At 58.1% G+C, this 22,668-nt stretch carries 19 protein-coding genes; 12 read left to right on the top strand and 7 right to left on the bottom strand.

All coding sequences use genetic code 11. The features are described 5' to 3' along the window. The first annotated feature begins 141 nt into the window (after positions 1 to 141). The 3 genes from LKE90_RS14885 to dnaJ all read left to right on the top strand — a co-directional run bounded on the left by LKE90_RS14885 (position 142) and on the right by dnaJ (position 4,145). Positions 142 to 753 carry a nucleotide exchange factor GrpE gene (locus LKE90_RS14885; protein ID WP_291491540.1) on the top strand — a complete coding sequence of 204 codons (612 nt, stop codon included), beginning with the start codon at positions 142 to 144 and terminating at the stop codon, positions 751 to 753. Positions 754 to 922: 169 nt separating this feature from the next. Further along, positions 923 to 2,827, top strand: a complete 1,905-nt coding sequence (dnaK, locus tag LKE90_RS14880) for a molecular chaperone DnaK (protein WP_291491541.1) — start codon at positions 923 to 925, stop codon at positions 2,825 to 2,827. 169 nt (positions 2,828 to 2,996) lie between these two features. Next, positions 2,997 to 4,145, top strand: coding sequence for a molecular chaperone DnaJ (gene dnaJ / locus LKE90_RS14875; protein WP_291491542.1), 1,149 nt, complete (start codon positions 2,997 to 2,999; stop codon positions 4,143 to 4,145). Between the two features lie 72 nt (positions 4,146 to 4,217). Here dnaJ and treF read toward each other — a convergent pair whose 3' ends face one another. Then, a complete protein-coding gene (gene treF, locus LKE90_RS14870; RefSeq protein ID WP_291491543.1) occupies positions 4,218 to 6,041 on the bottom strand; it encodes an alpha,alpha-trehalase TreF in 1,824 nt (607 codons plus the stop codon). Between the two features lie 275 nt (positions 6,042 to 6,316). Between treF and tldD the strand changes: the two genes are divergently transcribed. Next, on the top strand, positions 6,317 to 7,831 hold the full coding sequence (gene tldD / locus LKE90_RS14865) for a metalloprotease TldD (protein ID WP_291491544.1): 1,515 nt from the start codon (positions 6,317 to 6,319) through the stop codon (positions 7,829 to 7,831). Between the two features lie 657 nt (positions 7,832 to 8,488). After that, positions 8,489 to 9,235: an ABC transporter substrate-binding protein gene (locus LKE90_RS14860; protein WP_291491545.1), complete on the top strand. Its 747-nt coding sequence runs from the start codon at positions 8,489 to 8,491 to the stop codon at positions 9,233 to 9,235. Between the two features lie 3 nt (positions 9,236 to 9,238). Here LKE90_RS14860 and LKE90_RS14855 read toward each other — a convergent pair whose 3' ends face one another. After that, a complete protein-coding gene (locus tag LKE90_RS14855) occupies positions 9,239 to 9,880 on the bottom strand; it encodes a glutathione S-transferase (protein WP_291491576.1) in 642 nt (213 codons plus the stop codon). 269 nt (positions 9,881 to 10,149) lie between these two features. After that, positions 10,150 to 10,356 carry a cold-shock protein gene (locus tag LKE90_RS14850; RefSeq protein WP_291491546.1) on the bottom strand — a complete coding sequence of 69 codons (207 nt, stop codon included), beginning with the start codon at positions 10,354 to 10,356 and terminating at the stop codon, positions 10,150 to 10,152. A 444-nt stretch (positions 10,357 to 10,800) separates the two neighbouring features. Here LKE90_RS14850 and LKE90_RS14845 point away from each other — a divergent pair, with 444 nt between their 5' ends. The 7 genes from LKE90_RS14845 (at position 10,801) to LKE90_RS14815 (ending at position 17,486) form a co-directional block, all read left to right on the top strand. Then, a complete protein-coding gene (locus LKE90_RS14845) occupies positions 10,801 to 11,019 on the top strand; it encodes a hypothetical protein (RefSeq protein WP_010667902.1) in 219 nt (72 codons plus the stop codon). 32 nt (positions 11,020 to 11,051) lie between these two features. Next, positions 11,052 to 11,552, top strand: coding sequence for a kinase inhibitor (locus tag LKE90_RS14840; RefSeq protein ID WP_291491548.1), 501 nt, complete (start codon positions 11,052 to 11,054; stop codon positions 11,550 to 11,552). Positions 11,553 to 11,670: 118 nt separating this feature from the next. Next, complete coding sequence (locus LKE90_RS14835) at positions 11,671 to 12,438, top strand: DUF2076 domain-containing protein (RefSeq protein WP_291491549.1); 768 nt, start codon at positions 11,671 to 11,673, stop codon at positions 12,436 to 12,438. A 526-nt stretch (positions 12,439 to 12,964) separates the two neighbouring features. After that, positions 12,965 to 13,702, top strand: coding sequence for an MlaA family lipoprotein (locus LKE90_RS14830; RefSeq protein WP_291491577.1), 738 nt, complete (start codon positions 12,965 to 12,967; stop codon positions 13,700 to 13,702). Positions 13,703 to 13,747: 45 nt separating this feature from the next. After that, positions 13,748 to 14,374, top strand: coding sequence for an MlaC/ttg2D family ABC transporter substrate-binding protein (locus tag LKE90_RS14825; RefSeq protein ID WP_291491550.1), 627 nt, complete (start codon positions 13,748 to 13,750; stop codon positions 14,372 to 14,374). Between the two features lie 339 nt (positions 14,375 to 14,713). Then, positions 14,714 to 16,225 (top strand): complex I subunit 4 family protein, encoded by a 1,512-nt coding sequence (locus LKE90_RS14820; protein ID WP_291491579.1) that lies wholly within the window; start codon positions 14,714 to 14,716, stop codon positions 16,223 to 16,225. Between the two features lie 424 nt (positions 16,226 to 16,649). After that, a complete protein-coding gene (locus LKE90_RS14815; protein ID WP_291491551.1) occupies positions 16,650 to 17,486 on the top strand; it encodes an aldo/keto reductase in 837 nt (278 codons plus the stop codon). 453 nt (positions 17,487 to 17,939) lie between these two features. On the opposite strand, the gene LKE90_RS14810 is transcribed toward LKE90_RS14815, so the two are convergent. The 4 genes from LKE90_RS14810 to LKE90_RS14795 all read right to left on the bottom strand — a co-directional run bounded on the left by LKE90_RS14810 (position 17,940) and on the right by LKE90_RS14795 (position 22,635). Then, on the bottom strand, positions 17,940 to 18,503 hold the full coding sequence (locus LKE90_RS14810; protein WP_291491552.1) for a NifU family protein: 564 nt from the start codon (positions 18,501 to 18,503) through the stop codon (positions 17,940 to 17,942). A gap of 357 nt (positions 18,504 to 18,860) precedes the next feature. Continuing rightward, positions 18,861 to 20,078, bottom strand: a complete 1,218-nt coding sequence (locus tag LKE90_RS14805) for an O-antigen ligase family protein (protein WP_291491553.1) — start codon at positions 20,076 to 20,078, stop codon at positions 18,861 to 18,863. A 5-nt stretch (positions 20,079 to 20,083) separates the two neighbouring features. Beyond that, positions 20,084 to 21,130 carry a glycosyltransferase family protein gene (locus LKE90_RS14800; RefSeq protein WP_291491554.1) on the bottom strand — a complete coding sequence of 349 codons (1,047 nt, stop codon included), beginning with the start codon at positions 21,128 to 21,130 and terminating at the stop codon, positions 20,084 to 20,086. A 173-nt stretch (positions 21,131 to 21,303) separates the two neighbouring features. Continuing rightward, positions 21,304 to 22,635: a hypothetical protein gene (locus LKE90_RS14795; RefSeq protein ID WP_291491555.1), complete on the bottom strand. Its 1,332-nt coding sequence runs from the start codon at positions 22,633 to 22,635 to the stop codon at positions 21,304 to 21,306. Positions 22,636 to 22,668: the final 33 nt, after the last annotated feature.

The raw sequence follows: 22,668 nt of genomic DNA, 5'->3' as shown, positions 1-22,668 counted from the left end.
AATGAAACCAAAATTTAACCATTCGGCGGGCAGTCTGGGTATTCAGGGGGCGATAGAAATGTGTCCGACGACTGGCTGAACACGAAATTCGTCCGGTCTGCCTTCTTGTCGATTGCTCTGAGGATGCCTAATTCTTACCCCATGACGAACATGACAGACACCCACGAGGCCGGATCGCCAGCGGATGAGGCGGCGACAGACCTCAACGAGCACCACTCCTCCGTTCATGGAGACGCGGCGGCTGATGAGCAGACGTCTTCGACTGATGATGTGATGAGCGCAGCCAGCAGCCGGATCAAGGAGCTGGAGGCCCAGCTCGCTGAAGAGCACGACAAATGGATGCGCTCGGAAGCCGAGATGCAGAATCTCCGGACGCGCACCAAGCGCGAGATCGAGGATGCGCGTCAGTACGCCGTGCAGAAATTCGCGCGCGACGTTGTCGAGGCCGCGGAAAACCTCAAGCGCGGCCTTGCCAGCCTGCCCCCGAAAGCGGAGGACGAGGACAGCATCATCACCAAGATGCGTGAAGGCATTGAAGGCACGGAGCGTTCCTTCCTGTCCATTCTCGAACGTCATGGTGTTGTCTGCAACGATCCTTCGGGACAGGCTTTTGACGCCAATCATCATCAGGCCATGGCCGAACAGCCCAGCGCCGAGCATGAGTCCGGCACGGTCATTCAGGCCTGGACACCGACATGGACACTGCATGGCCGTCTCCTGAAGCCCGCCATGGTTGTCGTCGCCAAGAACTGAGTCGCGAGTGCCTGATTTCGGGAGCGGAAACTCTTGAAAGCCCGGCATGAGGCTCCTACATCGGATTCAAAGATGATGTGGTCAGCCGTCATGTGTGGCAGACTATTGAAATAAGGGCCGTCTCCGGTGCTTCGGGCTGGGTGCGACCGCTGAAAGAGGATTGAATTATATGAGTAAAGTCATCGGTATTGACCTTGGAACGACCAACTCCTGCGTGGCGATCCGCGAGGGGAACGAGACAAAGGTTATCGAGAACAGCGAAGGCGCACGCACGACGCCGTCGATGGTGGCGTTCACCGAAGGTGGTGAAATGCTCGTCGGACAGGCCGCGAAGCGTCAGGCTGTCACTAACCCGACCAACACGCTGTATGCCGTGAAGCGCCTGATCGGTCGCCGTTTTGACGATGCGACCGTCCAGAAGGACAAGGAGCTCGTTCCCTATTCCATCGTGAAGGGTGACAACGGCGACGCATGGGTCGAAGCGCGTGGCAAGGGGTATGCGCCCTCACAGATCGCGGCTTTCGTGCTTGGCAAGATGAAGGAAACCGCCGAGTCCTATCTCGGTGAGAAAGTGACCCAGGCCGTCATCACGGTTCCGGCTTACTTCAACGACGCCCAGCGTCAGGCAACGAAAGACGCCGGCCGGATCGCCGGTCTCGAAGTGCTGCGTATCATCAACGAGCCGACGGCTGCTGCTCTGGCCTATGGCCTTGAGAAGAAGAACGGCGGCACGGTTGCGGTCTATGACCTTGGCGGCGGCACTTTCGACGTGTCGGTCCTCGAAATCTCCGATGGCGTGATCGAGGTGAAGTCCACCAACGGTGACACGTTCCTCGGCGGTGAAGACTTCGACAACCGGATCATCGACTTCCTCGCCAGCGAGTTCAAGCGGGATCAGGGCATCGACCTGAAGTCCGACAAGCTGGCTTTGCAGCGCCTGAAGGAAGCTGCTGAAAAAGCAAAGATCGAGCTGTCTTCCTCCAAGGAGACCGAGATCAACCTGCCGTTCATCACGGCTGACGCTTCCGGTCCGAAGCACCTCGTGGTGAAGCTTACTCGTGCAAAGCTGGAAAGCCTTGTTGACGACCTGATCGCCCGCACGATGGAGCCTTGCAAGGCTGCCCTGAAGGACGCTGGCCTGAACGGTTCCCAGATCGACGAAGTCATCCTCGTCGGCGGCATGACCCGTATGCCGAAGGTCATCGAGGCGGTTAAGGAGTTCTTCGGCAAGGAGCCTGCTCGTAACGTCAACCCCGACGAAGTCGTGGCGATCGGTGCGGCCATTCAGGGCGCGGTCCTGAAAGGCGACGTGAAGGACGTTCTGCTTCTCGACGTGACGCCGCTGTCGCTGGGCATCGAGACGCTGGGTGGCGTGTTCACCCGTCTGATCGACCGCAACACGACCATCCCGACCAAGAAGAGCCAGACTTTCTCCACGGCTGAAGACAACCAGAGCGCCGTGACCATCAAGGTCTATCAGGGCGAGCGTGAGATGGCGGCTGACAACAAGCTGCTGGGCAACTTCGACCTGACCGGCATCGCTCCGTCTCCTCGTGGCGTGCCGCAGATCGAAGTGACCTTCGATATCGACGCGAACGGTATCGTCTCCGTCTCCGCCAAGGACAAGGCGACCGGCAAGGAACAGCAGATCAAGATCCAGGCTTCTGGTGGTCTGTCCGATGCCGATATCGACAAGATGGTCAAGGACGCCGAGGCAAACGCAACGGCTGACAAGGCGAAGCGTGAAGCGGTTGAAGCCCGCAACAACGCCGAGGGTCTGGTCAATCAGGTTGAGAAGTCTCTTGCTGAGGCTGGCGACAAGGTTCCGGCCGCTGACCGTAGCGAAGCGGAAAGCGCTGTTGCCGCAGTCAAGTCGGCTCTTGAAGGTTCCGATGCGGAAGCCGTCAAGGCCGCGTCCGAGCGTCTGACACAGGCGGCGATGAAGATTGGCGAGGCCGTCTACAAGGCCGAGCAGGCTGATGGTGCCGAGGGTGCCGCCGCCGGGGGCGCGAAGTCGGACGACAAGGTCGTTGACGCCGATTTTGAAGAAATCGACGACAATAAGAAGGCCTGAGCGGACCTGTTCTGACAGGGGGACCGGATGAAACCGGTCTTACCCTGCAAGGTAGAAACGCCGTATCTTCAAGGCGCCCGCTCCAAGCATTGGGGCGGGCGTTGTCTTTTATACCCTCCAGGCATCCTGTGTGACGCATGTGAGAGGGAGCCCGCTTACGAGGAAATCAATGGCCACGAAACTTGATTATTACGCTGTTCTGGAAGTCACGCGAGAAGTGTCCTCTGACGAACTGAAAAAAGCGTACCGCAAGCTGGCCATGAAATATCATCCGGATCGCAATGCCGGAGATGCGTCAGCGGAAGAGCGCTTCAAGCAGATCAGCGAAGCCTATGACGTTCTGAAAGACGCCGAAAAGCGTGCGGCCTATGACCGGTTCGGTCATGCGGCGTTCGAGGGCGGTGGTGGCGGTCCCGGAGGCTTCGACTTCGGTGGCGGGTTTGCCGGAGGCGGTCTGGGCGACATCTTCGAGCAGATGTTCGGCGACATGATGGGCGGTCGCCGTGGCAGCGGTGGCGGACGCAGCGCGGGCGCCGATATCCAGACGCAGGTTGAAATCTCGCTGGCGGAAGCTTTCAGCGGCGTCAAAAAATCCATCACGATCAAGACCCGTGTCATGTGCGAATCCTGTGACGGCACAGGATCGAAGGACAAGGACGCCGGTGTCGAGGTGTGTCCGAGCTGTCACGGCGCGGGCAAGGTCCGTGCTCAGCAGGGATTCTTTGTGGTCGAACGGCCCTGCCCGAGCTGCCATGGTGCGGGCAGGGTCATCAAGGACCCATGCCCGGACTGTCGCGGTGTCGGAACGGTGGAAAAGCCCCGCACGCTGGAAATCGCCATTCCCGCCGGTGTCGAGGATGGCACGCGCATCAGGCTGTCCGGAGAAGGTCAGTCCGGCGGCAAGGGAGCGCCGTCAGGTGATCTCTATGTCCATATCGCGGTTCAGGCCAGCGAACTGTTCCAGCGTGACGGGTCCAACATTTACTGTCGCGTGCCGCTGCGCATGGCGCAGGCTGCTCTTGGCACTGATGTTGAGGTGCCCGTTGTTGACGGTGGTCGCGCCAGTGTGAAAATCCCGGCTGGAACGCAGAGTGGCGAGCATTTCAGGCTGAGAGGAAAAGGCTTCTCCGTTCTGCGGTCTTCGTCACGGGGCGACATGTATGTGCAGGTCGTCGTAGAGACGCCGCAGAATCTTTCCAAACGCCAGAAGGAGCTTCTGGAAGAGTTTGAAAAGGAAGCGGGCGAGCACGTGAAAAGCAGTCCCGAACATGCGGGATTTTTCTCGCGCGTGAAGGACTTCTTTGAAGGCCGGACCTGAAAGCGTCGTTCTTCAGGTCACCTGACTGCCTGTCAGGGGAAAGAAAGACTGAGTGTATGAGGTCAGGAAAACCTACGGGTTTTCCTGACCTTTTCCATTTTTAGATGCTTCATGAGAGGCCGTATTGTCGTGGCGGGAGGAGGGGGAAAGCGTTTGTCTTGTCGTCAGGGGGATCGACTGCTGTTTTACGGCAGGCCCGCTCCCCGGCGGAGAATCGTTTCTGGAAGCCTGCCCTGCGAACGGATATTCACCCAGAATATGCTGCGCGACCTGAGGATAACGGTTCATCAATCCAAGCAGCGTGCCATTGGTCCATCCGAAGCCGATCTGCATCGGATATTCGCCACCGCCTGCTCCTCCGGTCGGACTGATTTCAGGATTGACCACATCGTATTTTTCAAGAAGAACACCGCTTTTTTCGTAAGTGCCGATAACGCGCTCCATCCAGCGTTGCGCAATATCCTGAGCGAGAACATCCTCGCCATACAGATTGAGACCCTTGATCGCCATCCACTGAAGCGGCGCCCAGCCGTTGGGTGAATCCCATTGCTGCCCGCTGGCGATATCGGTTGAGACAAGTCCCCCCGGTTTCAGCAGTTTTTCTCTGAGAGTTTTGGCGACGCTCTGTGCCTGCTGGTCCGTGGCGATATGCAGGAACAGAGGGACCGCCGTTGCCGCTGACAGAACATCCGTCAGCCTGCCGACTTTCCAGTCGTAATCGTAAAAGGCGCCCCTTTTCGGATCCCACAGTACACGGCGGATAGCGGCCATGCGGCGCTCCGCGTCGGCCTTGTAGAAAGCGGCCTTCTGTTTGTTTCCTGAAAGATCATAGGCATGAGAAAGAGTTTTTGAGAGGTGGGCCACTGTCGAACTCATTTCGATCGTGACCAGGTCAGTCGTGTGAATGGTGGAAAGCGTGTGATGGTCCATCAGCCAGCGTGACGAGAAATCCCATCCCGTTTCAGATCCGGCCCGGAGGTTGCGCCAGACGTCGGCGGAAGGGCGGGTGGTGGAGGCGGCCGTGGCGATATCTTCCGGATAGCTTTCGTCACGCGGGGTGTCGAGATCATCCCACGGGCGGGTCAGCAGGGTGCCGTCTTTCAGCCTGACCGCATGTCTCCACGCGTGACCGGGCGCGAGCTTTGCTTCGCCGTCGGTCCAGTAATCATATTCACGCTGCAACTCGGGTAGATATTTGACGTAGGTCGCGTTGCCGTCGTGACTGGCCAGCAGGTCCGTCATCAGAGCGAAAAAAGCGGGCTGGGAACGGCTGAGATAATAGGTCCGGCTGCCGTTCGGGATGTGTCCATAGCGGTCAATCAGCGAAGCCAGATCCCTGTAGGTGGAGCGCATCAGGTCAATGCGTCCACCCTCGTACAGGCCGATCATCGTGAAATAGGTGTCCCAGTAATAGACTTCCGTAAAACGGCCTCCGGGAACAACGTATTTTTCCGGCAGCGGTAGAAGGGACGACCAGGGAACGGGAGTGTCCGGCTGACGGGTCAGCACATCCCACATGCCCATGATGTAATCTCTCACGTTTTCACCCGGCTTGCGCTGGTAGGCCGCGGACGTGATGGCGGGAATCGTGAAATACGTGGCGACAAAGGTCTTCAGGTCAAAACCCGGATCGTCCCTTTGCGCGCGCCATGTCGCCAGTATCTCTTCCGGTGGCCGGTTGGGATATGCGTCCGCAGCGGCTTTCGCGTCCGTGAAGATGCGCGCTTTCCCGATGGCCGCGAACAGCCCGTCCAGCGCGATCGAAGGAGGCCTCAGATCCTGCCGGGCAGGGAGCTTCGGAGCCTGAGGCGGAGGAATGATGGTGGGGTGCAGAAAAACGGCGGGAGGCGTGCTGGAAGGCGGGACTGTCCCGTCGTCGTGAGAATTGGCGATCATTACCGGGTCTCCGGGCCGTGTGGTCTGCGCAGACACTGGCCATGACGACAGCAGGAAAGAGGCGAAAAGGCTGGAGGTCAGAGAATATGCGAGGAAGGAGAGAGGGTAACGCCTCAAGAGAAATCCTTTCGTGCGACCGGGTCCCTGCAAGGATAATGACGCAATAACCTCTGCCGGGTTTTCCGGGCAGGAAGAAACCGGTTATGACATGAGGACGTATCGTGATGGTGAACGTCCGCAAGGACGTTCCCGCTTTCTGCTCCGGAGTTTTGCCCATGTCGTCCACCGCCTCAACCCGGAATGTTGCCGTCTCCGCCGGGGAGAAGAGCGTGCAGTCCTCGGTGGCGGGGCTTGGGCCTCTTGCCGCGACGGATCATCTTTTCTTCGAACGCGCCGGTGGCCGGCTGAGCCGGGACGAAGCGGAGAGCATGACCACCCATGCGCTGGAAGGCATGGAAGACGGGGAACTCTTTCTGGAATATCGGGAAAGTGAAGGGCTGGCGCTTGATGACGGTGTCATCCGGTCAGCGTCCTTTGATACGTCCAGCGGCTTTGGTCTGCGCAGCGTGTTGGGTGAGGAAACCGGGTTTGCCCATTCCGACGAGATCAGCACATCCTCCCTGAAGCGGGCCGCCGAGACGGTGTCCGCCGTACGAAACGGCCGCTCCGGCGTCATGACGCCGCCTCCGCGTTCGACCAACACCCGCCTCTACAGCGACAACAATCCGCTGCATGAAACGGATTTCGCCCGACGCGCCGCCCTGCTTGGGCAGATCGACGCTTATGCGCGTGGCAGGGACAGTCGTGTCGTGCAGGTGATGGCGTCCATCGCGTCCGAATGGCAGGCGGTGCAGATCATCCGGGCGGACGGGTTGAGAGTCGCGGATATCCGTCCACTGGTGCGTCTCAACATCTCTGTCGTGGTGGAGAAGGATGGCCGTCGCGAAAGTGGGTCGTACGGCTTCGGCGGTCGCTATAGTGTGACGAAGCTGCTGGAGGAAAGTGCCTGGCAACATGGTGTGAACGAGGCGCTGCGGACTGCTCTGATCAATCTCGACGCACGTCCTGCTCCGGCTGGTGAAATGGAAATCGTTCTGGGCTCCGGCTGGCCCGGCATTCTTCTGCATGAAGCGGTCGGTCACGGTCTGGAGGGCGATTTCAACCGCAAGAAGACATCCATGTTCTCGGATCTGATGGGAAAACGCGTCGCCAGCCCCGGCGTGACGGTGGTGGATGACGGCACATTGCCTGACCGTCGCGGGAGCCTGACGGTGGATGACGAAGGCACGCCCTCCGGCAGAACGGTGATGATCGAGGATGGTATTCTGACAGGCTTCATTCAGGATCGTCTGAATGCCCGTCTGATGGGTGTTGCCCCCACAGGGAACGGACGTCGTCAGTCTTACGGCTATATGCCGCTACCCCGTATGACCAACACGCTCATGCTGGCGGGCCAGGCGAGCACTGACGATATGATCCGTTCAGTAAAACGCGGCCTCTATGCGGTGAATTTCGGTGGCGGTCAGGTCGATATCACGTCCGGAAAATTCGTGTTCGCGGCGTCGGAAGCCTACATGATCGAGGATGGAAAAGTGACAGCTCCGGTCAAGGGGGCGACCCTGATCGGCAATGGCGCCGACGCGATGACATCCATTTCCATGATTGGCTCTGATGTGGCGCTTGATCCGGGAATCGGCACCTGCGGCAAAGCGGGGCAGGGGGTTCCTGTCGGCGTGGGGCAGCCTACCCTGAAAATGACGGGTCTGACCGTGGGGGGCACGGCGTCCTGATGGGTTGGGGGATAAAGGGCAGACGGGCTGGGTCTGCTCTCCCGGAATGCGTGACTTATGTTTTCAGCTTCTGCTGGAAAGGACGCCGGCCCTGTTTGAAAAGATCGCAGGCCGCTGCCTGTCATCGGCTTCAAGGTAATCTCAGAACGTGCAGTGCATGACTGCATGGTCCCCTGCATCGAGGGTGAGGTCGTGACGGAATTTTCGGGTGGGAAGTCGGGCTGATAGCTGCGCGGTATGGGCAGACTGAAGCCTGTGACGATAGCGGCGTTTCCTCTTTGCAGCGTTGAAGGAGCCCGGTTCTCTGACTGTGTGGTTTGGTCAGTCGAGGAATAAGAAGAGGCAACCGGGGTCAGAGCCATTGTTCGGGTTGTGTGGGGCCGTCGTCACGGTTGATGCAGCCATATACTGGAACCGGATACTGGCGCTGGCGGTGGGAAATATTCACGGTCTGGTCCGTGTCGGCATGAACGCAGTCTCCCGATAGGCTTTTCTGCGTGATGGAACCGAATCTCTTGTCTCGAAAGAGTATGTTTTAAAATATGGAGAATTTACAGATCAATACAGCTTGCGTTTTCAGCCTTTACAGTTCCAGCGTCCCGCCAGAGATAGGCTGCATCCTGCCTGAGTGGGGTGGAACCAGAGAGAGAGGACCGCATGAAAACAGATGAGATTCTTCGTGAACTGGCGCCGCAGGGCGCCATCAGGACGGCGATCAATCTGGGAAATCCTGTTCTGGCAGGGCGTGACGCGGCTACGGGAGAACTGGCGGGCGTCTCGGTCGATCTGGCGCGGGAAGTCGGACGGCGGCTGGAGGTCGAGATCGAATTCATCCCCTTTGACGCGGCAGGCAAGGTAACGCAGGCTGTTTCGTCCGGTGAACTGGATATGATGTTTCTGGCGGTGGACCCGGTGCGCGCGGCTGAGATTCTTTTTACCGCACCCTATGTTGTGATTGAGGGAACCTATCTTGTTCGTGAGGACGCGACCTATCAGGCCGTTGATGAGCTGGATCACGCGGGGGCGCGCATCGCTGTCGGACAGGGCGCTGCTTACGACCTGTTTCTGACACGTCATCTGAAACAGGCGTCTCTTGAAAGGGCGGCGACCTCGCCTGACGCTATTGCTCTGTTTGTAGCGCAGCAACTGGATGCCGCCGCCGGTGTGCGCCAGCCTCTGGCGGCTTACGCTGCCGATCATCCGGGCTATCGGGTGCTGCCGGGACGTTTCACGGCGATAGAGCAGGGGATGGGAGTTCCCAGAGGACGCGAAATCGCGAGAGCATGGTTGCAGGATTTTGTTGAGGATGTGAAAAAAACCGGTTTGGTCAAAATGCTTCTGGACAGGCACGGGCAGAGCGCGGCCAGTGTTGCGCCACCGGCTGCGGGGTGGTCTGTTTTCTGAATGCTATCGGTTGGATACGTCATTTCTGAGAAAGACAGGTGCGTCATCTGGCTGCCAGGGGCTGAAACGATGCATGATTTGCTCGAAACGGTGTGAGGATATGAAATCCGTGAGCCATGTTTGCAGACGGGGAATGTTCTGTGTTGCGAACCAGACTGAATCCGTCGCGAAAAACTGACGGATAAAGGGAGCTATGGCGGCGTCCGTAAGCCCGAAATCTGCTCCGTTCAGAAAAGGCGTGATATTCAGTATCTTTTCCAGATCAAGAAGAATTCGAAAGGCTTCCTGACGGTGATGATGGGGATCGCTTTGATGGCGTGTGGCGTATTTGTAATGATCGAGATGATATTTGAAGAGAGTGTCATTACGTTCGATCAGGTCGTAACGTGCGTTCTTCAGCCAGTGTTCAGGGTCGGAGTGCGATAGCGCCCATTTCATGATGTCCAGACTTTGATTAATGACGTGGCCTTCAGATAAAACCAGAACAGGAACAGTGCCTTTTGGTGACACATCCAGCATGGCCGCGGGTTTTTCCGACAACCTGATTTCCCGACATTCACAGTTGGCCCCGCTGGACAGAAGGGCAAGACGCGCCCGCATTGCGTAGGGGCAGCGTCGGAAAGTGTACAGAACAGGGAGTGTCATTTTCATACGTAAACAGATCTGAATGAACGGGGCGGGGGAAGGCTACCGTCAGACTGATCCAGAGAAAGAAATCTGTAAATACGGGAGAATTTTCGAACGATCCAAGGGGATGCCATGATCAGAAAAACCGACAGGCTGCCCGACGGGAAGGTGGACTTTTTCGAAACGAATTGTCACTGGGACGGGGGGATCATGTTCGGAGAATGCACATAAAAAAAGCCGTCCTGACCGGACGGCTCTTCCAGATGGCATGACTGCCGATCTTTAAATCACGCGGCCTTAAGGTTGACTGCGGACTTCTTGCCGTTACGGCCAGCTTCGATCTCGTATGAAATCTGCTGTCCTTCATTCAGCGTGGCCATGCCGGCGCGCTCAAGGGCTGTAATGTGGACGAATACATCCGGAGAACCGTCCTCCGGCTGAATGAATCCAAAACCTTTTGTAGAATTAAACCACTTTACGGTGCCTGTTGTCATAACGAGGCTCCTTTTCGACATGGTGGTCGCGCACAGAACACGTGCGCAATCGTAACTTCCAACGGGACGGACTGACACAACGTGCGTCAGCGACCCTTATATCAGAGCATCCACCGAAGAGGGTGTTCACATGGTGACGAATGAAAAGCAAGAAAAATAACCATATTTCATCAACATGATGAAATAATAAATGTTACGGAATATATTTGTTTTTAAAAATACCTCTTTTATTTTCAGGGTAATATTTTTCATTGTGACGCGATGTACACTAACTGGAGCAAAGGAGCTGAAGTCACTCCATGCCGCTCGCTCTCACAGGAAAAGGTAATGCGGGGATTCATCGTGCTGTTTGCCGACAGGATCATCCCGCTCTTGAACAGAAAGCGCCGACGGCCCATTTTGCCCGCAGATCATCTGATCCGAATTGTTTGCAGGAGACCTTCCATGTCCTACGCGCTGCTTGATGCCGCCCGTGTCGCCAAAGCCGCCAAGACGTCCCTCGACGTGCTCAAGGCCGCCAACGAGTCCTCGGAAGCGCATCAGCGTAAAACCATCATGGTCGAGCGTATTGCGGCCCTTGCTCACGCCGCCTCAGAGTCACCGAAGAACGACGGGGTGACGCTGACCTCGGAAGAGTTCTGGCTGATCAGCCTCAACTGGTAATCGAAAAAAGACCATACGATAGGAGCCCTCTCATGGCTTTCACATTGACGAGCCCTGCTTTCAGCAATGGTGCCGTGATGCCCCAGACACAGGTCTATTCCGGTATGGGGCAGACGGGGAGCAATCTGTCTCCTCCGCTGCAATGGGAAGGGGCTCCCGCCGGAACGAGGAGCTTTGTCGTCACGCTATATGATCCTGACGCACCCACCGGTTCCGGCTGGTGGCACTGGGTGGTCGCCAACATTCCGGCAGACGTGGCGTCGCTGGCCGAGGGAGCAGGTTCGGGCAAGGGCGATCTGCCGGAAGGCGCGCTTGAGGTGCGGACCGATTTCGGTGTTCCCGGCTATGGTGGAGCCGCGCCTCCTCCCGGTCACATCCATCGCTATGTGTTCACCGTCACGGCGCTGGACGTTCCGCAGCTTGAAGTGACCGCCGATTCCAGCCCGGCCCTCGTCGGGTTCATGGTGCATCATCACCGTCTGGCGTCGGCCCGACTGACTGTCATTTACGGCACCGGCGCAAAAAACCCCTAATTCCGTGACCAGAATGAGGGTGAGATGACGTTTTTGGGGCAGGGTTGCCGTTTCCGCGCCCTGCTCCCATCTTAAATATCGGGTAGTCCAACCAGCGTGGCCATGAGGGATCAAACAGATGAATAATCAGGAACGCGATCTGATATCTAACTTCATTGCGCGTGTCGGCGGGGCACCGCAGGCCGGGATCGGAAGCGTGCCATCCACCAACCCGTCCCTGCCGCCGATCGACCCCGAAGCTGATACCTTCATCGCCCAGAACTTCCAGAGATATCCGGAGGCGCGTTACCGCGTCACGCAGATGGCGGTGGTGCAGGAAGCGGCGCTCGTCGAGGCGCAGAACCGTATTCGCGAGTTGCAGTTCCAGCTTCAGCAGGCGCAGCAGGCCCTGCAACAGGCTCAGCAGTCGAAAGGCAGCTCGGGTGGTTTTTTCGGCGGGCTGTTCGGCGGTGGCCAGCAGCGTACGCAGCAGGCTCCTCCTCCGGGTTGGGGTGGTCAGCCGGGTTATGCCCAGCAGCCGCAGATGCAACCACAGATGCAGCCCATGCCGCCGGGGTTTCAGCCTGGTATGTTCCGGCAGGGTGGATCGGGCTTTCTGGGGTCTGCCCTGACAACCGCGGCAGGCGTCGCGGGCGGCATGATGGCGGCGAATGCGCTTGAAGGCCTGTTCAGCGGCCATCACGATACTGGCGCGGCTGCCGGCGGTTGGGGGGCTCCCGACCAGACGGTCGTCAACAACTATTACGGGGATTCTGCGGCAGGTGCTTCTGATCCGTTTGCGGGCGCAGGCACCACGGCTGATCCGGGCTTCGATGCCGGAGGCGATGATGGCGGCTGGGGCGGCGATGGTGGAGACTGGGGTGGTGGTGACGATCAGTCCTTCTGATCGCGCCCTTTGATCCGCGCTTTTCGTTCACGCGCTCCGGTCTGATCCGGTTCTCTACAGCCCGGCTCCCCGCCATGGGGGCCGGGCTTTTGTTGTCAGGCTTTTGTTCAGGTGAGGAAGCCGGGCTGTGGACGCAGTTCCGCAACCGGTCCTTCGGGAGGGGCGCTGTGCCTTTGCCGCAACAGACGCCGAAAAGCGCCTGATTAAAGACAGCGGAGTCTCAACCTCCGGCGATGTTTCACGTTCTTAACACTTGAGACCGTCCGGTTCGGATGGCGGGAGTGCGGAGGCAACTGATTGCATCCGGGCGACGACGTGTTAGACAGGGCAATAGAGAGACGCTCAAAGAAGCATAATGATGTTCGTCCTGCTGGCTGGCCTTGCGGTCCCGGGGAGGGCTGACGGGGTAACGGAGAGACTGACGGGCATGGGCTCAGTGAAGGAAGACCTGCATCTGGAACCTTTTTCCGGTGCTTCGGGCCACTCAGTAAAAACCCGCATCCGTGCTTTCCGTAACGGAACCCTGATGCTGGGCACTCTGGTTCTCGCGGGCTGCTCGTCCATGGTGGCGCCCAAGCCGACCGACCCTGACGCTCTCGCTGAATATCAGGAAGCCAACGACAAGTATGAGCCGCTCAACCGGAAGATGTACAATCTCTCGGTAACGGTCGACAAATACTCCACGCGTCCTGTCGCCAAGGCCTATGTGTGGGCTGTGCCTGTTCCCGTGCGGAAATCGCTGGGCAACATGGTGCAGACCATGAACGAGCCGGTGGTGTTCTTCAACGATGTCGGCGCAGGCAAGCCGCGCCGTGCGGGCGACGCCTTTGTCCGCTGGTGCATCAACATGGTCGCAGGTGTCGGCGGCTTCATCGACGTGGCGAAGTATGCCGGCTATCCGCACCACGACAATGATGGCGGCCTGACGCTGGCGACATGGGGTATCCCTTCCGGGCCGTATCTCTTCCTGCCCATGATGGGACCGTCCACCTTCCGTGATGGCATCGGCTATGGTCTGGATCAGGGGCTTTCCCCGTGGAACTATGTTCCGCGTGGCTATGGCCTGCTGACATTCAACTGGGCCTATAATATCATGGGCGTGATCAATACCCGGGCCAATCATCTTGATGATCTGGATCAGGTGCAGCGCGATGCGCTTGATCCGTACGCGACCATCCGCAGCGCCTATCAGCAGCAGCGCAAGGCTATGGCGGACGCCATCAAGAATGACCATCGGGCGACCGTTCCCGACTGGTATAATTGATCCGCCTTAAGAAGATTCCAGAAGAAGATCAGGGGCAGAGTTATCATGAAGATCAGTTTCACCCGCCGCTTCCTGCTCGGAACGCTTGTCGCAGCCGGTCTGGTATCCGGCATTGCGCGCCCGGCCTCGGCCGAGCAATCCGCCACAGCATTCGTGCATAACCTTGGTGATCGTCTGGTTACGATCGTGAACAGCAACCTGTCTGCTGCGCAGAAGAAGGAAAAGGTCCTTCCCATCCTGCAGAGTGATGTGGATGTCGACGCTATCGGCCGTTTCTGCCTTGGCCGGTACTGGCGCATGGCAACACCGGCGCAGCAGGCTGAGTATCTGAGCCTGTTCCGGCAGGTGCTGGTCAACACGATCACCGACAAGCTGGGCGACTATCGCGGCGTCAGCTTCACGATCGGCAGCGCCACGCCCAAGGGTGACGACCTGTCCGTTGACACGATCCTGCACCGCCCGCAGCAGGCTGACGCCAACCTTGAATGGATCGTCAGCAACAGCAGCGGTGCGCCGAAGGTCGTGGACGTGCTCGCGGAAGGCGCTAGTCTTCGCCTGACGCAGCGTCAGGATTATGCGTCCTTCATCCAGCAGCATGGTGGTCAGATCACTGCCATCCTGAACGCGCTCAAGCTTCAGGTCGAGCGTCACAAAACCGCTCAACCCTCCTGATCAGCTTTCACAATACGGTGACATGATACAGCGGCACCCTTTCCGGGGTGCCGTTTTTGCATGTCAGATTCTTTCTCCACGTTCAGGGGTGCGGGCAGTTCCCCGTGAGGGAGGACTGACCGGTAAAATGGGACGAATCGGCGGAATCGCGCCTGTCATTCCGCGTGTGACGTCCCGGTACGCCATGGAGGGCGCGGTCTCCGGCAGACCGGAAAAGGGACCCGGCAACGGGGTTTGCTGACGCGGGAGGGGTGTCCCGCGCGACTCATGACTGGTCGTGCAGGGATCGGAGCGCTAAGGTCTCGGCAGAATTATCGTACCGAACCCTGTGAGTACGCCGTGCACCCGATCCTTCTTACCCTCGTTACCTATCTGCCTCTTCTTGGGGGGCTTGCCATTCTCCTCGCCAAGGGCACGCCGGAGACGGCGGACCGGACGGGACGATGGATCGCGCTGTGGACGAGCCTCGCGGTGCTGGCGCTTTCGGTTGTCATGTGGACCGGCTTCGATCCGCAGATACCGGGCGCGCAGTATGAGACGCAACTGGCGTGGATGCCGAACTTCGGCATCTCCTATCATACGGGCGTCGACGGGATCAGTCTTGTCTTCGTGCTGCTGACTGCCTTCCTGACGCCGCTCTCGATCGGTGCGGGATGGCGCAGCATTCAGGGACGGGCCTGCGACTTCATGGCCGCTGTCATGTTTCTGGAAACGGCGCTGATGGGTCTGTTCTCGGCGCTCGATCTGGTCGTGTTCTACATGTTCTATGAGGCGACGCTGATCCCGGCGAGCCTGATGATCGGCGTCTGGGGTGGGCCGAAGCGCGTTTGGGCGTCGCTCCAGTTCTTCCTGTTCACCTTCGGCGGCTCACTGTTCATGCTCGTCGCCCTCGTGGCGATGTGGAACATGGCGGGCACGACCGACATTCCTGCGCTGATGCAGGGGCATTTCTCGCTGTCCGTGCAGTGCTGGCTGCTGATGGCCTTCGTTCTTGCCTTCGGCGTGAAACTGCCGCTGTTCCCGCTGCATGCGTGGCTGCCGGATGCCTACACCGAGGCTCCCACGCCGACGACGGCGCTGCTGTCGGGCGTGCTGTCAAAGACAGGCGCTTACGGTCTGCTGCGCTTTGGCGTCCTGATGTTTCCTGAAGCGGTGCATCGCTTCGCACCCTACATCCTGCCGCTGGGCGTCATCGCCATCGTCTACGCCGCCTTCATCGCCTTCGCCCAGAAGGACATGAAGAAGGTGATCGCCTATTCCTCTTTCTCACATATGGGCATGATTGCTGTCGGCCTGTTCACCCTCAATGCAGAGGGCGTGGACGGCGCGATCTATCAGATGCTGTCGCATGGCGTGATCATCGCGGCGCTGTTCTTCTGTGTCGCCGCCATCGCATGGCGCGCCGAGACCCGTGACATCTCCGCGCTTGGCGGTGTGGCGTTCCGCATGCCCGCACTGGCTTCGCTGGCCATGCTGTTCACGATGGCCAATGTCGGTCTTCCGGGAACCGGCTCCTTCGTAGGCGAACTGCTGGTCCTGATGGGGGCGATCCATGTCTCTTTCTGGCTGGCCCTGCTCGCTGGCATGACGATGATCATGGGCGCGGTCTATATGCTGGCGCTCTACCGCGATGTGATTTTCGGGTCCGTGAAGGGTACTGTCGGCTTGCTGCGTGACCTGACGCCTGCCGAGATGTTGGTGCTCGTGCCGCTGGCTGTGGTCACGCTGTGGATGGGCGTCCATCCGGCTTCCTTCACCAGCCTGTTTGATCCTGTGATCGTGCATGCCCTTGGCGCTCCCAATCAGGAAGCGCTGGCTCACACGGCCCATCAACTGGTCGCTGCCCGGTAAGACCGGCGGCTGTCTGTCAGGGGAGACCTGCTTCAGTGTCTCCCCGGGAAACCGGGTGTTCACACGATCGGCATCCCTGACTGATCTTTGCGGGGATGCGGGCGTTGCCCGCACCCGGAAGAGACCGCAGGCCCCTTCACCCCGATTGATAGTAAACGGTTTCCAAAGGCGGGCCTTTGGCGGTGTGTGAGGCTGCACCCCGCAAATCTTTCCCGGCACAAAGATCGGGCAGCAGGACCGCTGGCATCATGTCGTCCTGAAACTTCATTGCCAGTCGCCGGTTATATTTTTATCGTGATAAACAGCGCAACGCTGCCACATGAATGTGCCTGCGTCCGTAACAAACCGGGCATATCCGGCAATGTGGCCGGACTTGATGTCGTATCAGACATGCAGGCAATCAATAATCATTTGGGAGATCACCATGCATATCCCCGATCTTACATTGAATGACGGACTGTCGTTTCCGGCTCTGACATTCGGCACGTATAAGATGAATGGCAAAGCCGGTGTCGATGGCATGAAAAGCGCCATTGAGGCGGGGTACCACGCCCTCGATAGCGCCTTCAATTATGAAAACGAGGGTGCGGTCGGGAAAGCTGTTCGTGAAAGTGGGCGCAAGCGCGACCATCTGCGCATTGCTTCCAAACTACCCGGACGCCACCATAAATTTGACGAGGCGATTGCGACGATTGAAGAGTCTCTCTATCGCGCCCAGCTCGACTACTATGACCTTTATTATATCCACTGGCCCAACCCGAAACAGGGACTGTATGTCGAGGCCTGGAAAGCGCTGATCGAAGCCCAAAAGCGCGGCTATATAAAATCCATCGCGGTCTGTAATTTCCTGCCCGAACATATTGACCGGTTGAAGGAAGAGACGGGGGTTTTACCGAGCATCAACCAGATCGAGCTTCATCCCTATTTCCCGCAGGAAGACATGCGGGCCTATAACAGCAAGCATGGCATCCTGACGCAGTCATGGAGTCCTCTGGGGCGCGCCAACGATCTTCTCACGAACCCTGTTCTGGAAAAAATCGCTGCACATCACGGGAAGTCGGTCGCCCAGATTATCCTGCGCTGGCATCACCAACTGGGATGTGTTCCTATCCCCAAGGCGGCCAGTCACAAGCGTCAGATGGAAAACAAATCCATTTTTGATTTTTCCCTGACCGAAGATGATATGAAGAACATCGTTTCACTGGCCCGTCCGGATGGGCGGTTAAAGGGGCAGGACCCTGCCGTTTACGAAGAGTTCTGATCTCAGAAAAAGAGCGTGTCTTCACGGCAAGGGAAGACACGCTCTTTTCTTTTGTCACCTTGGGCGGGGGCTGATCCCTCTTGCCGGGGCCGGTGCGGTGTGGGACCGGCATCAACCTCTGCAAAGGTCAGCCAGTCATGCTGACCGTCTGATACCAACCCGCTTTGACAGTGACACAGTGAAAGCTCAACATGGGCTCCACTCGCACCCGGCAGGGACCGTAGGCCCCTGCGCCCCGATTTATTGATAATAAACTCGGTTTCCGAAGGCCAATGGCCTTTGGTGGGGTTCGGAGCAACGCCCCGGAAAACGTCCTCACAAGAGTCAATCTTTTCCCGGGTTTGTATAAGACAGTTTCTGGTGAGGCTTTTTCAAAAATCTTCGGAGACCATGAGGTTGCCGAAAAAACGGTTCCCGGGGAACCGTTCTGCCTTATCAGGAAACCGCAAATGTTCAGTCGACAACCTGTTCGACCGAGACAATCTCCGGAACGTAATGCCGTAGCATGTTCTCGACGCCGTGTTTGAGCGTTGCGCCTGAGGACGGGCAGCCGGAGCAGGCGCCCTGCATGCTCAGACGGACAATCCCTTCCCGGTATCCGCGGAAAACGATGTCACCGCCGTCGCTGGCGACTGCCGGACGGACGCGCGTCTCCAGAAGTTCCTTGATCTGCTGGACGATCTCTTCATCGCCGGGTGTCACGGGATCTTCAACCGATGCGGCGCCTGCTTCGACGGTCGGGCGACCGGAGACGAAGTGGTCTACCAGCGCGGAGAGAATCTGCGGCTTGAGTTCGGACCAGTCCTCGGAATCCGCCTTGGTCACGGAAACAAAGTCAGATCCCATGAACACCCGCGAGACGCCCGGCAATTCGAACAGGGCTTCCGCCAGCAGGGACCGCCCGGCAACAGCATCCGCATCGATGAAGTCGATGGTTCCGGCCTCGCCCGTCACGTCGCGGCCGGGCAGGAATTTCAGCGTGTTGGGATTGGGCGTCCCTTCGGTTTCGATAAACATGACAAACTCTCCTTCAGACGCACTAGTGCGCTGATTCTGCCAGTCAAAGCGTCCCGGCCATTAAAGGGGACTTTTTAAGTCCTGTATCTCTTTCAGGAGATGAGCCAGCCGCTTCCGAAACGCAAGCCCCGCCGGGGTAATATCAGCTCCCTGTTGCACGGAAAACGGGGTTTTTCTTCATGCGACATGGCTCTGAGCGCCCCCCGGCATGCCGTAACCCGCATCGGCACAGACGGGGCAGGGGGTGGAAAGCTGGCACGGGAGAAACCGGGATCAGGGATTTTGCTCCGGATATGGAGTAAAACCTTGCAAAGCACCCGGGCTGCCGCCGCACACATGAACGTACCCCAGAGCGCCTCAGGCAGAAGAGGGAAGTGGCGCTTTTTTCATCGGCTGTTTCGGTTGCGGGCTGATCTGCGCGGCGAAGAGCGTTGCCAGCCAGAACATGTACCACATGGGCGCCGGTCCTTTCACAACCTGCGCGAAATCCGTCATCGAACTGACTACCGTATGGAGCAGGATGGCGATGCTCAGGGGGCGGGCTGTGTGTGCAGAGGATGAAAACAGGCTTCTGCACACGCAGCCCAGATAAACCAGCAGAGAGACGACCCCGACGGCGCCGGCGTACAGCCAGGTGGAAAGAAGCAGGTTGTGTGGAAAAGGTTCCCCGGGATTGCTGAATTTCCAGGCCGGGCCATGACCGAAAACAGGCATCTGGCAGATGTCGTGCCAGGAAAGAGACCACAGCATAAGCCGATGCGAATCCCCTCGGCCGATCTGTTCCTGCACGAGATGGAAAACGCCGACATCCGCCCGGAGTCCGATCATCATAATGATCGCAAGGATGGGCAGGGCAGTCAGTATTGTTTTCGGATACTTCATGCCGGCAAGAACCGGCATGGCCAGAAGAATGCCGATTAACGGTCCCCGGCTTCCTGTCAGGAGAATAAAAGCCAGCGCCAGTAGAGTTGCAGCCCAGTCATACCATTTATGGCGGGAAAGAGCTCGGGACAGCGCCATCAGCAGGATGCTGCCCATGATGACGGCTCCCAGAATGGGATGCCGGGTCAGCCCCCATCCCTGCATTCTCAGAATGTCACCTTCCCAGGGCGGCGGCTGAAACACGAGGCGCAGAGGCACGGCGATCAGGATATTGATCATGCCCGCGCTGATCATCAGCCGGATGAGACGGTCACGGTAATCAGCCTGTTTCGTAAAGGCGTCGGTCAGCAGAAAAACGAAGATGGACGTGCAGAGGATATTCCACATCCAGAAAGCAGCCGGGCCTGTCTGCGAGAGTGTCGTCATATTCAGCACGATGCTGATGCAGAAGGACGCCATGATCCCGGCTGCGGCAAGAAGCGGAGCCGGGCAGGATTTCAAACGGACGTCAAAATCCTTTCTGCAGACGGCATAGATGAAAAGCGGCATAATCCCGATATAGAAAACATCTGACCAGACAGGCTCATTGGGAAGAATGAAGCCTGAGCCGACAAAGAAAAGCATCAGCTCATGCAGGAGCGTCCGGCGGTCTGTGCGCCACAGTTGCGCCAGAAGACGGGGCGGGGCGAGCATTGTTCTCACCAGGGCATCGCTTCCGGTGCGCACTCATCCATGATCACGTCGATCATGAACTTGGCTACGGCCTGCTCGTTGAAGCGTGCGGCATAACGGGCGCGACCGGCTGAGCCGATCCGCATGCGCTCTTCAGGATCGGCGGTGAGGCGGGCGAGTTTTTCGATCAGTTCATCGATCTCTGAAAAGAACAGCATTTCCTCTTCAGAGAAGTAATCCGTGTAACCCGTCGCCCGCTCAATCGCCACGACACAGCCGTTTCCCGCAAGATGCGCGATGCGGTCGGATGTATAGAGAGGGTAATCGGCACGTCTGGAAATGTTCAGCCCTATGGCGCTGGTTTCCAGAACCCGCTGATATCCGGCGCCTGAAAAATGGGGTCGTCCCTCAATGCCACCCAGAGCCATGCGAAGAGATGGCAGACGTGCGCCGACAAGTCTGATGAATTCATCCATATCCCATTCGCGATCACAGATTTCGCGTAGAGGGCGGGAGGGATGTCCGCAGGCGTAAAACAGGTCGTTGGGCAGAGTGCGGGCCAGATCCGCACGGCCGGTTTCAATGGAAAAATCGACCGGATTTGGGAGAAAGCTCATGGCGTGACCGCTGTCACGCATCTGCTCAAGCGGTTCTCCCGCCGTTGAAATGAAGGTTTTATCCACAACCCCGAGCTTGCCGCGGATGCGCCGCACATTGTCCGGCTCGAACAGCGGGTCCACGTTCCACTGGGCAATTCGCACGTTGGGGACGATAGCTCGCACGGCGGCGACCGTCCCGGCATCAATCATATCCGCGTGTCCCATCAACAGAATATCAGGGCTGTGCTGACGGCAGAATGCTATGAGCGCCTTGTTGACCGCCCGGCGTCCGAACTTGCGGCTTCCGAAAAAAGACGAGGCTCTTGCGACATCGCGATCGGCGAAATTCAGCACGAGGTGGCCCTGTCTGATGAGGCCGTTGGACAGCTTGATCTGGACGGAGTGCTTCGGTCCCACACGCAGGCCGGTCATGAACGGACCGACATGAACAATGGTGAGAGAGGGCTTGTGCATGCCTTGAAATACTGCCTTGTCTGTCAGGGCTCCTGAAACCCGTAATAACGGACAGATTATGGCAGGGTTTTGTCAGACGCCATACAGTCGGCAGATCTTTTGTCGGCTGACGCTCTACAGCGGCGGACATTGCAGGCAGCGGGGACGGTCGTACGGCCTCCGCGATGCGTCGATTACAGCAGTATCCCGGAAAAAGTCTCGTAACTCAGACATTCCCGTGTCCATCCCGAAACGAAATCCCCCACGATCGAAACGAAGGTTCCGTCTTCCGCACGGATACCGCTGCATTTGCCCTGTTTCACCACAGACAGGTTGCCCGGTGTCGCTGCCAGCGAAATCCAGCCCTCCTGTTTTTCAGGGAAAAAGTTTTTCCCAAGGTAGGAGACTGTCGGATAGACGATCCCATCATATTCAATGGAGCTGACAGGCACGGCATCGCCTTCCATCCAGACGATGTTCGAACTCGTGAACTGCCGCCGTTTCAGTGAATATCCAAGTGTTCGTCCCCGATGGTCCAGAAAGACGGGACGGCCTTCGATAAACGGCTCATCCTTCAGGGAATACAGACGAAAATCTTCGGTCGTATGGTAGCAGATCATCGCTCTGAGCAGGGTCCGCGCCTGATGGGTGTATCCCCGGTTGTTCAGAATGGCCGCGAGCCTGTAAAATACCGTTTCGTCATTCAGGATGTCGTCAATTTTCCGCACATCCGCAAAACGCCTGCTGGCAAGCAGTTGCCATGTCAGCAGCGGATGCCGTTCAAACCCGGCCCGAATACGGTTGTAGACATTGACGGCGTTCTCGCGGCGGAAGGCGCGTGTCTGTTGCGCCAGCAGGGCCTGACGTTCCCGCACGGGGAGAGTGGAACTGGCCGTCTCGATCAGCGCCATCAGGTTTTTGCTGCCCTTGAGGCTCTCATAGACAATATGGCCCGCGCTCGGGATGTTGACGAGCGCGACCACAACGTCCGAACGACCAAGCGTATAGCTGAGAATGGTCTCAGCCGCCTGCCGGTCGTCCTTGTGATGTCGGTCATGGAGAATGAAGATATCGCCGCTGATATCCTCCCGCTTGATCCCCATGCCACGCATTGACGATGTGCACAGCGCCGCCCATTCAGGGATAACACCCGTCTCCCTGTCATCGATGGAAAGCTGGGGCGCAAGGGCTATCGTGACGTCGGTCTTGAGCACCATTGAATATTTGATGGCGGCGTAGGCTCCGGCGGACAGGCCGATGGCGATTGTCTTTCTGTATCCTGCGGAGTAGCGCCAGATGACTTCCAGCGCCTTGTGCATGTTGGGGGAGTAATACCAGTTGCGCTGTCTGGTTGTGATGCCGATGCATGAAATATCATACTTCTGGAAAACAGGTTTTCCGAAGTAAAGGGTTGAGGCGCTTTCCTCGTGACCGATACCGATAAACGTAATGACAAGAAAGTCTGAACTGCCCTTGTGAAAATGGACAACAATATCATCGCTGTCGAAAATAATCTGGTCGTCCATTTACGCACCCGGGAACAATAGCCTACCTCACTC

It is taken from the genome of Acetobacter sp. (genome assembly GCF_022483985.1).
In the GTDB taxonomy this organism is placed as follows: Bacteria; Pseudomonadota; Alphaproteobacteria; order Acetobacterales; family Acetobacteraceae; genus Acetobacter.
This window is presented reverse-complemented; position numbering and strand designations above follow the sequence as displayed.

What these genes read in the sequence shown, in the direction of transcription:
- LKE90_RS14885 (WP_291491540.1), top strand. Translation starts at nt 142, where the DNA reads ATGACGAACATGACAGACACCCACGAGGCCGGATCGCCAGCGGATGAG.
- dnaK (WP_291491541.1), top strand. Translation starts at nt 923, where the DNA reads ATGAGTAAAGTCATCGGTATTGACCTTGGAACGACCAACTCCTGCGTG.
- dnaJ (WP_291491542.1), top strand. Translation starts at nt 2,997, where the DNA reads ATGGCCACGAAACTTGATTATTACGCTGTTCTGGAAGTCACGCGAGAA.
- treF (WP_291491543.1), bottom strand. Translation starts at nt 6,041, where the DNA reads ATGATCGCCAATTCTCACGACGACGGGACAGTCCCGCCTTCCAGCACG.
- tldD (WP_291491544.1), top strand. Translation starts at nt 6,317, where the DNA reads ATGTCGTCCACCGCCTCAACCCGGAATGTTGCCGTCTCCGCCGGGGAG.
- LKE90_RS14860 (WP_291491545.1), top strand. Translation starts at nt 8,489, where the DNA reads ATGAAAACAGATGAGATTCTTCGTGAACTGGCGCCGCAGGGCGCCATC.
- LKE90_RS14855 (WP_291491576.1), bottom strand. Translation starts at nt 9,880, where the DNA reads ATGACACTCCCTGTTCTGTACACTTTCCGACGCTGCCCCTACGCAATG.
- LKE90_RS14850 (WP_291491546.1), bottom strand. Translation starts at nt 10,356, where the DNA reads ATGACAACAGGCACCGTAAAGTGGTTTAATTCTACAAAAGGTTTTGGA.
- LKE90_RS14845 (WP_010667902.1), top strand. Translation starts at nt 10,801, where the DNA reads ATGTCCTACGCGCTGCTTGATGCCGCCCGTGTCGCCAAAGCCGCCAAG.
- LKE90_RS14840 (WP_291491548.1), top strand. Translation starts at nt 11,052, where the DNA reads ATGGCTTTCACATTGACGAGCCCTGCTTTCAGCAATGGTGCCGTGATG.
- LKE90_RS14835 (WP_291491549.1), top strand. Translation starts at nt 11,671, where the DNA reads ATGAATAATCAGGAACGCGATCTGATATCTAACTTCATTGCGCGTGTC.
- LKE90_RS14830 (WP_291491577.1), top strand. Translation starts at nt 12,965, where the DNA reads ATGCTGGGCACTCTGGTTCTCGCGGGCTGCTCGTCCATGGTGGCGCCC.
- LKE90_RS14825 (WP_291491550.1), top strand. Translation starts at nt 13,748, where the DNA reads ATGAAGATCAGTTTCACCCGCCGCTTCCTGCTCGGAACGCTTGTCGCA.
- LKE90_RS14815 (WP_291491551.1), top strand. Translation starts at nt 16,650, where the DNA reads ATGCATATCCCCGATCTTACATTGAATGACGGACTGTCGTTTCCGGCT.
- LKE90_RS14810 (WP_291491552.1), bottom strand. Translation starts at nt 18,503, where the DNA reads ATGTTTATCGAAACCGAAGGGACGCCCAATCCCAACACGCTGAAATTC.
- LKE90_RS14805 (WP_291491553.1), bottom strand. Translation starts at nt 20,078, where the DNA reads ATGCTCGCCCCGCCCCGTCTTCTGGCGCAACTGTGGCGCACAGACCGC.
- LKE90_RS14800 (WP_291491554.1), bottom strand. Translation starts at nt 21,130, where the DNA reads ATGCACAAGCCCTCTCTCACCATTGTTCATGTCGGTCCGTTCATGACC.
- LKE90_RS14795 (WP_291491555.1), bottom strand. Translation starts at nt 22,635, where the DNA reads ATGGACGACCAGATTATTTTCGACAGCGATGATATTGTTGTCCATTTT.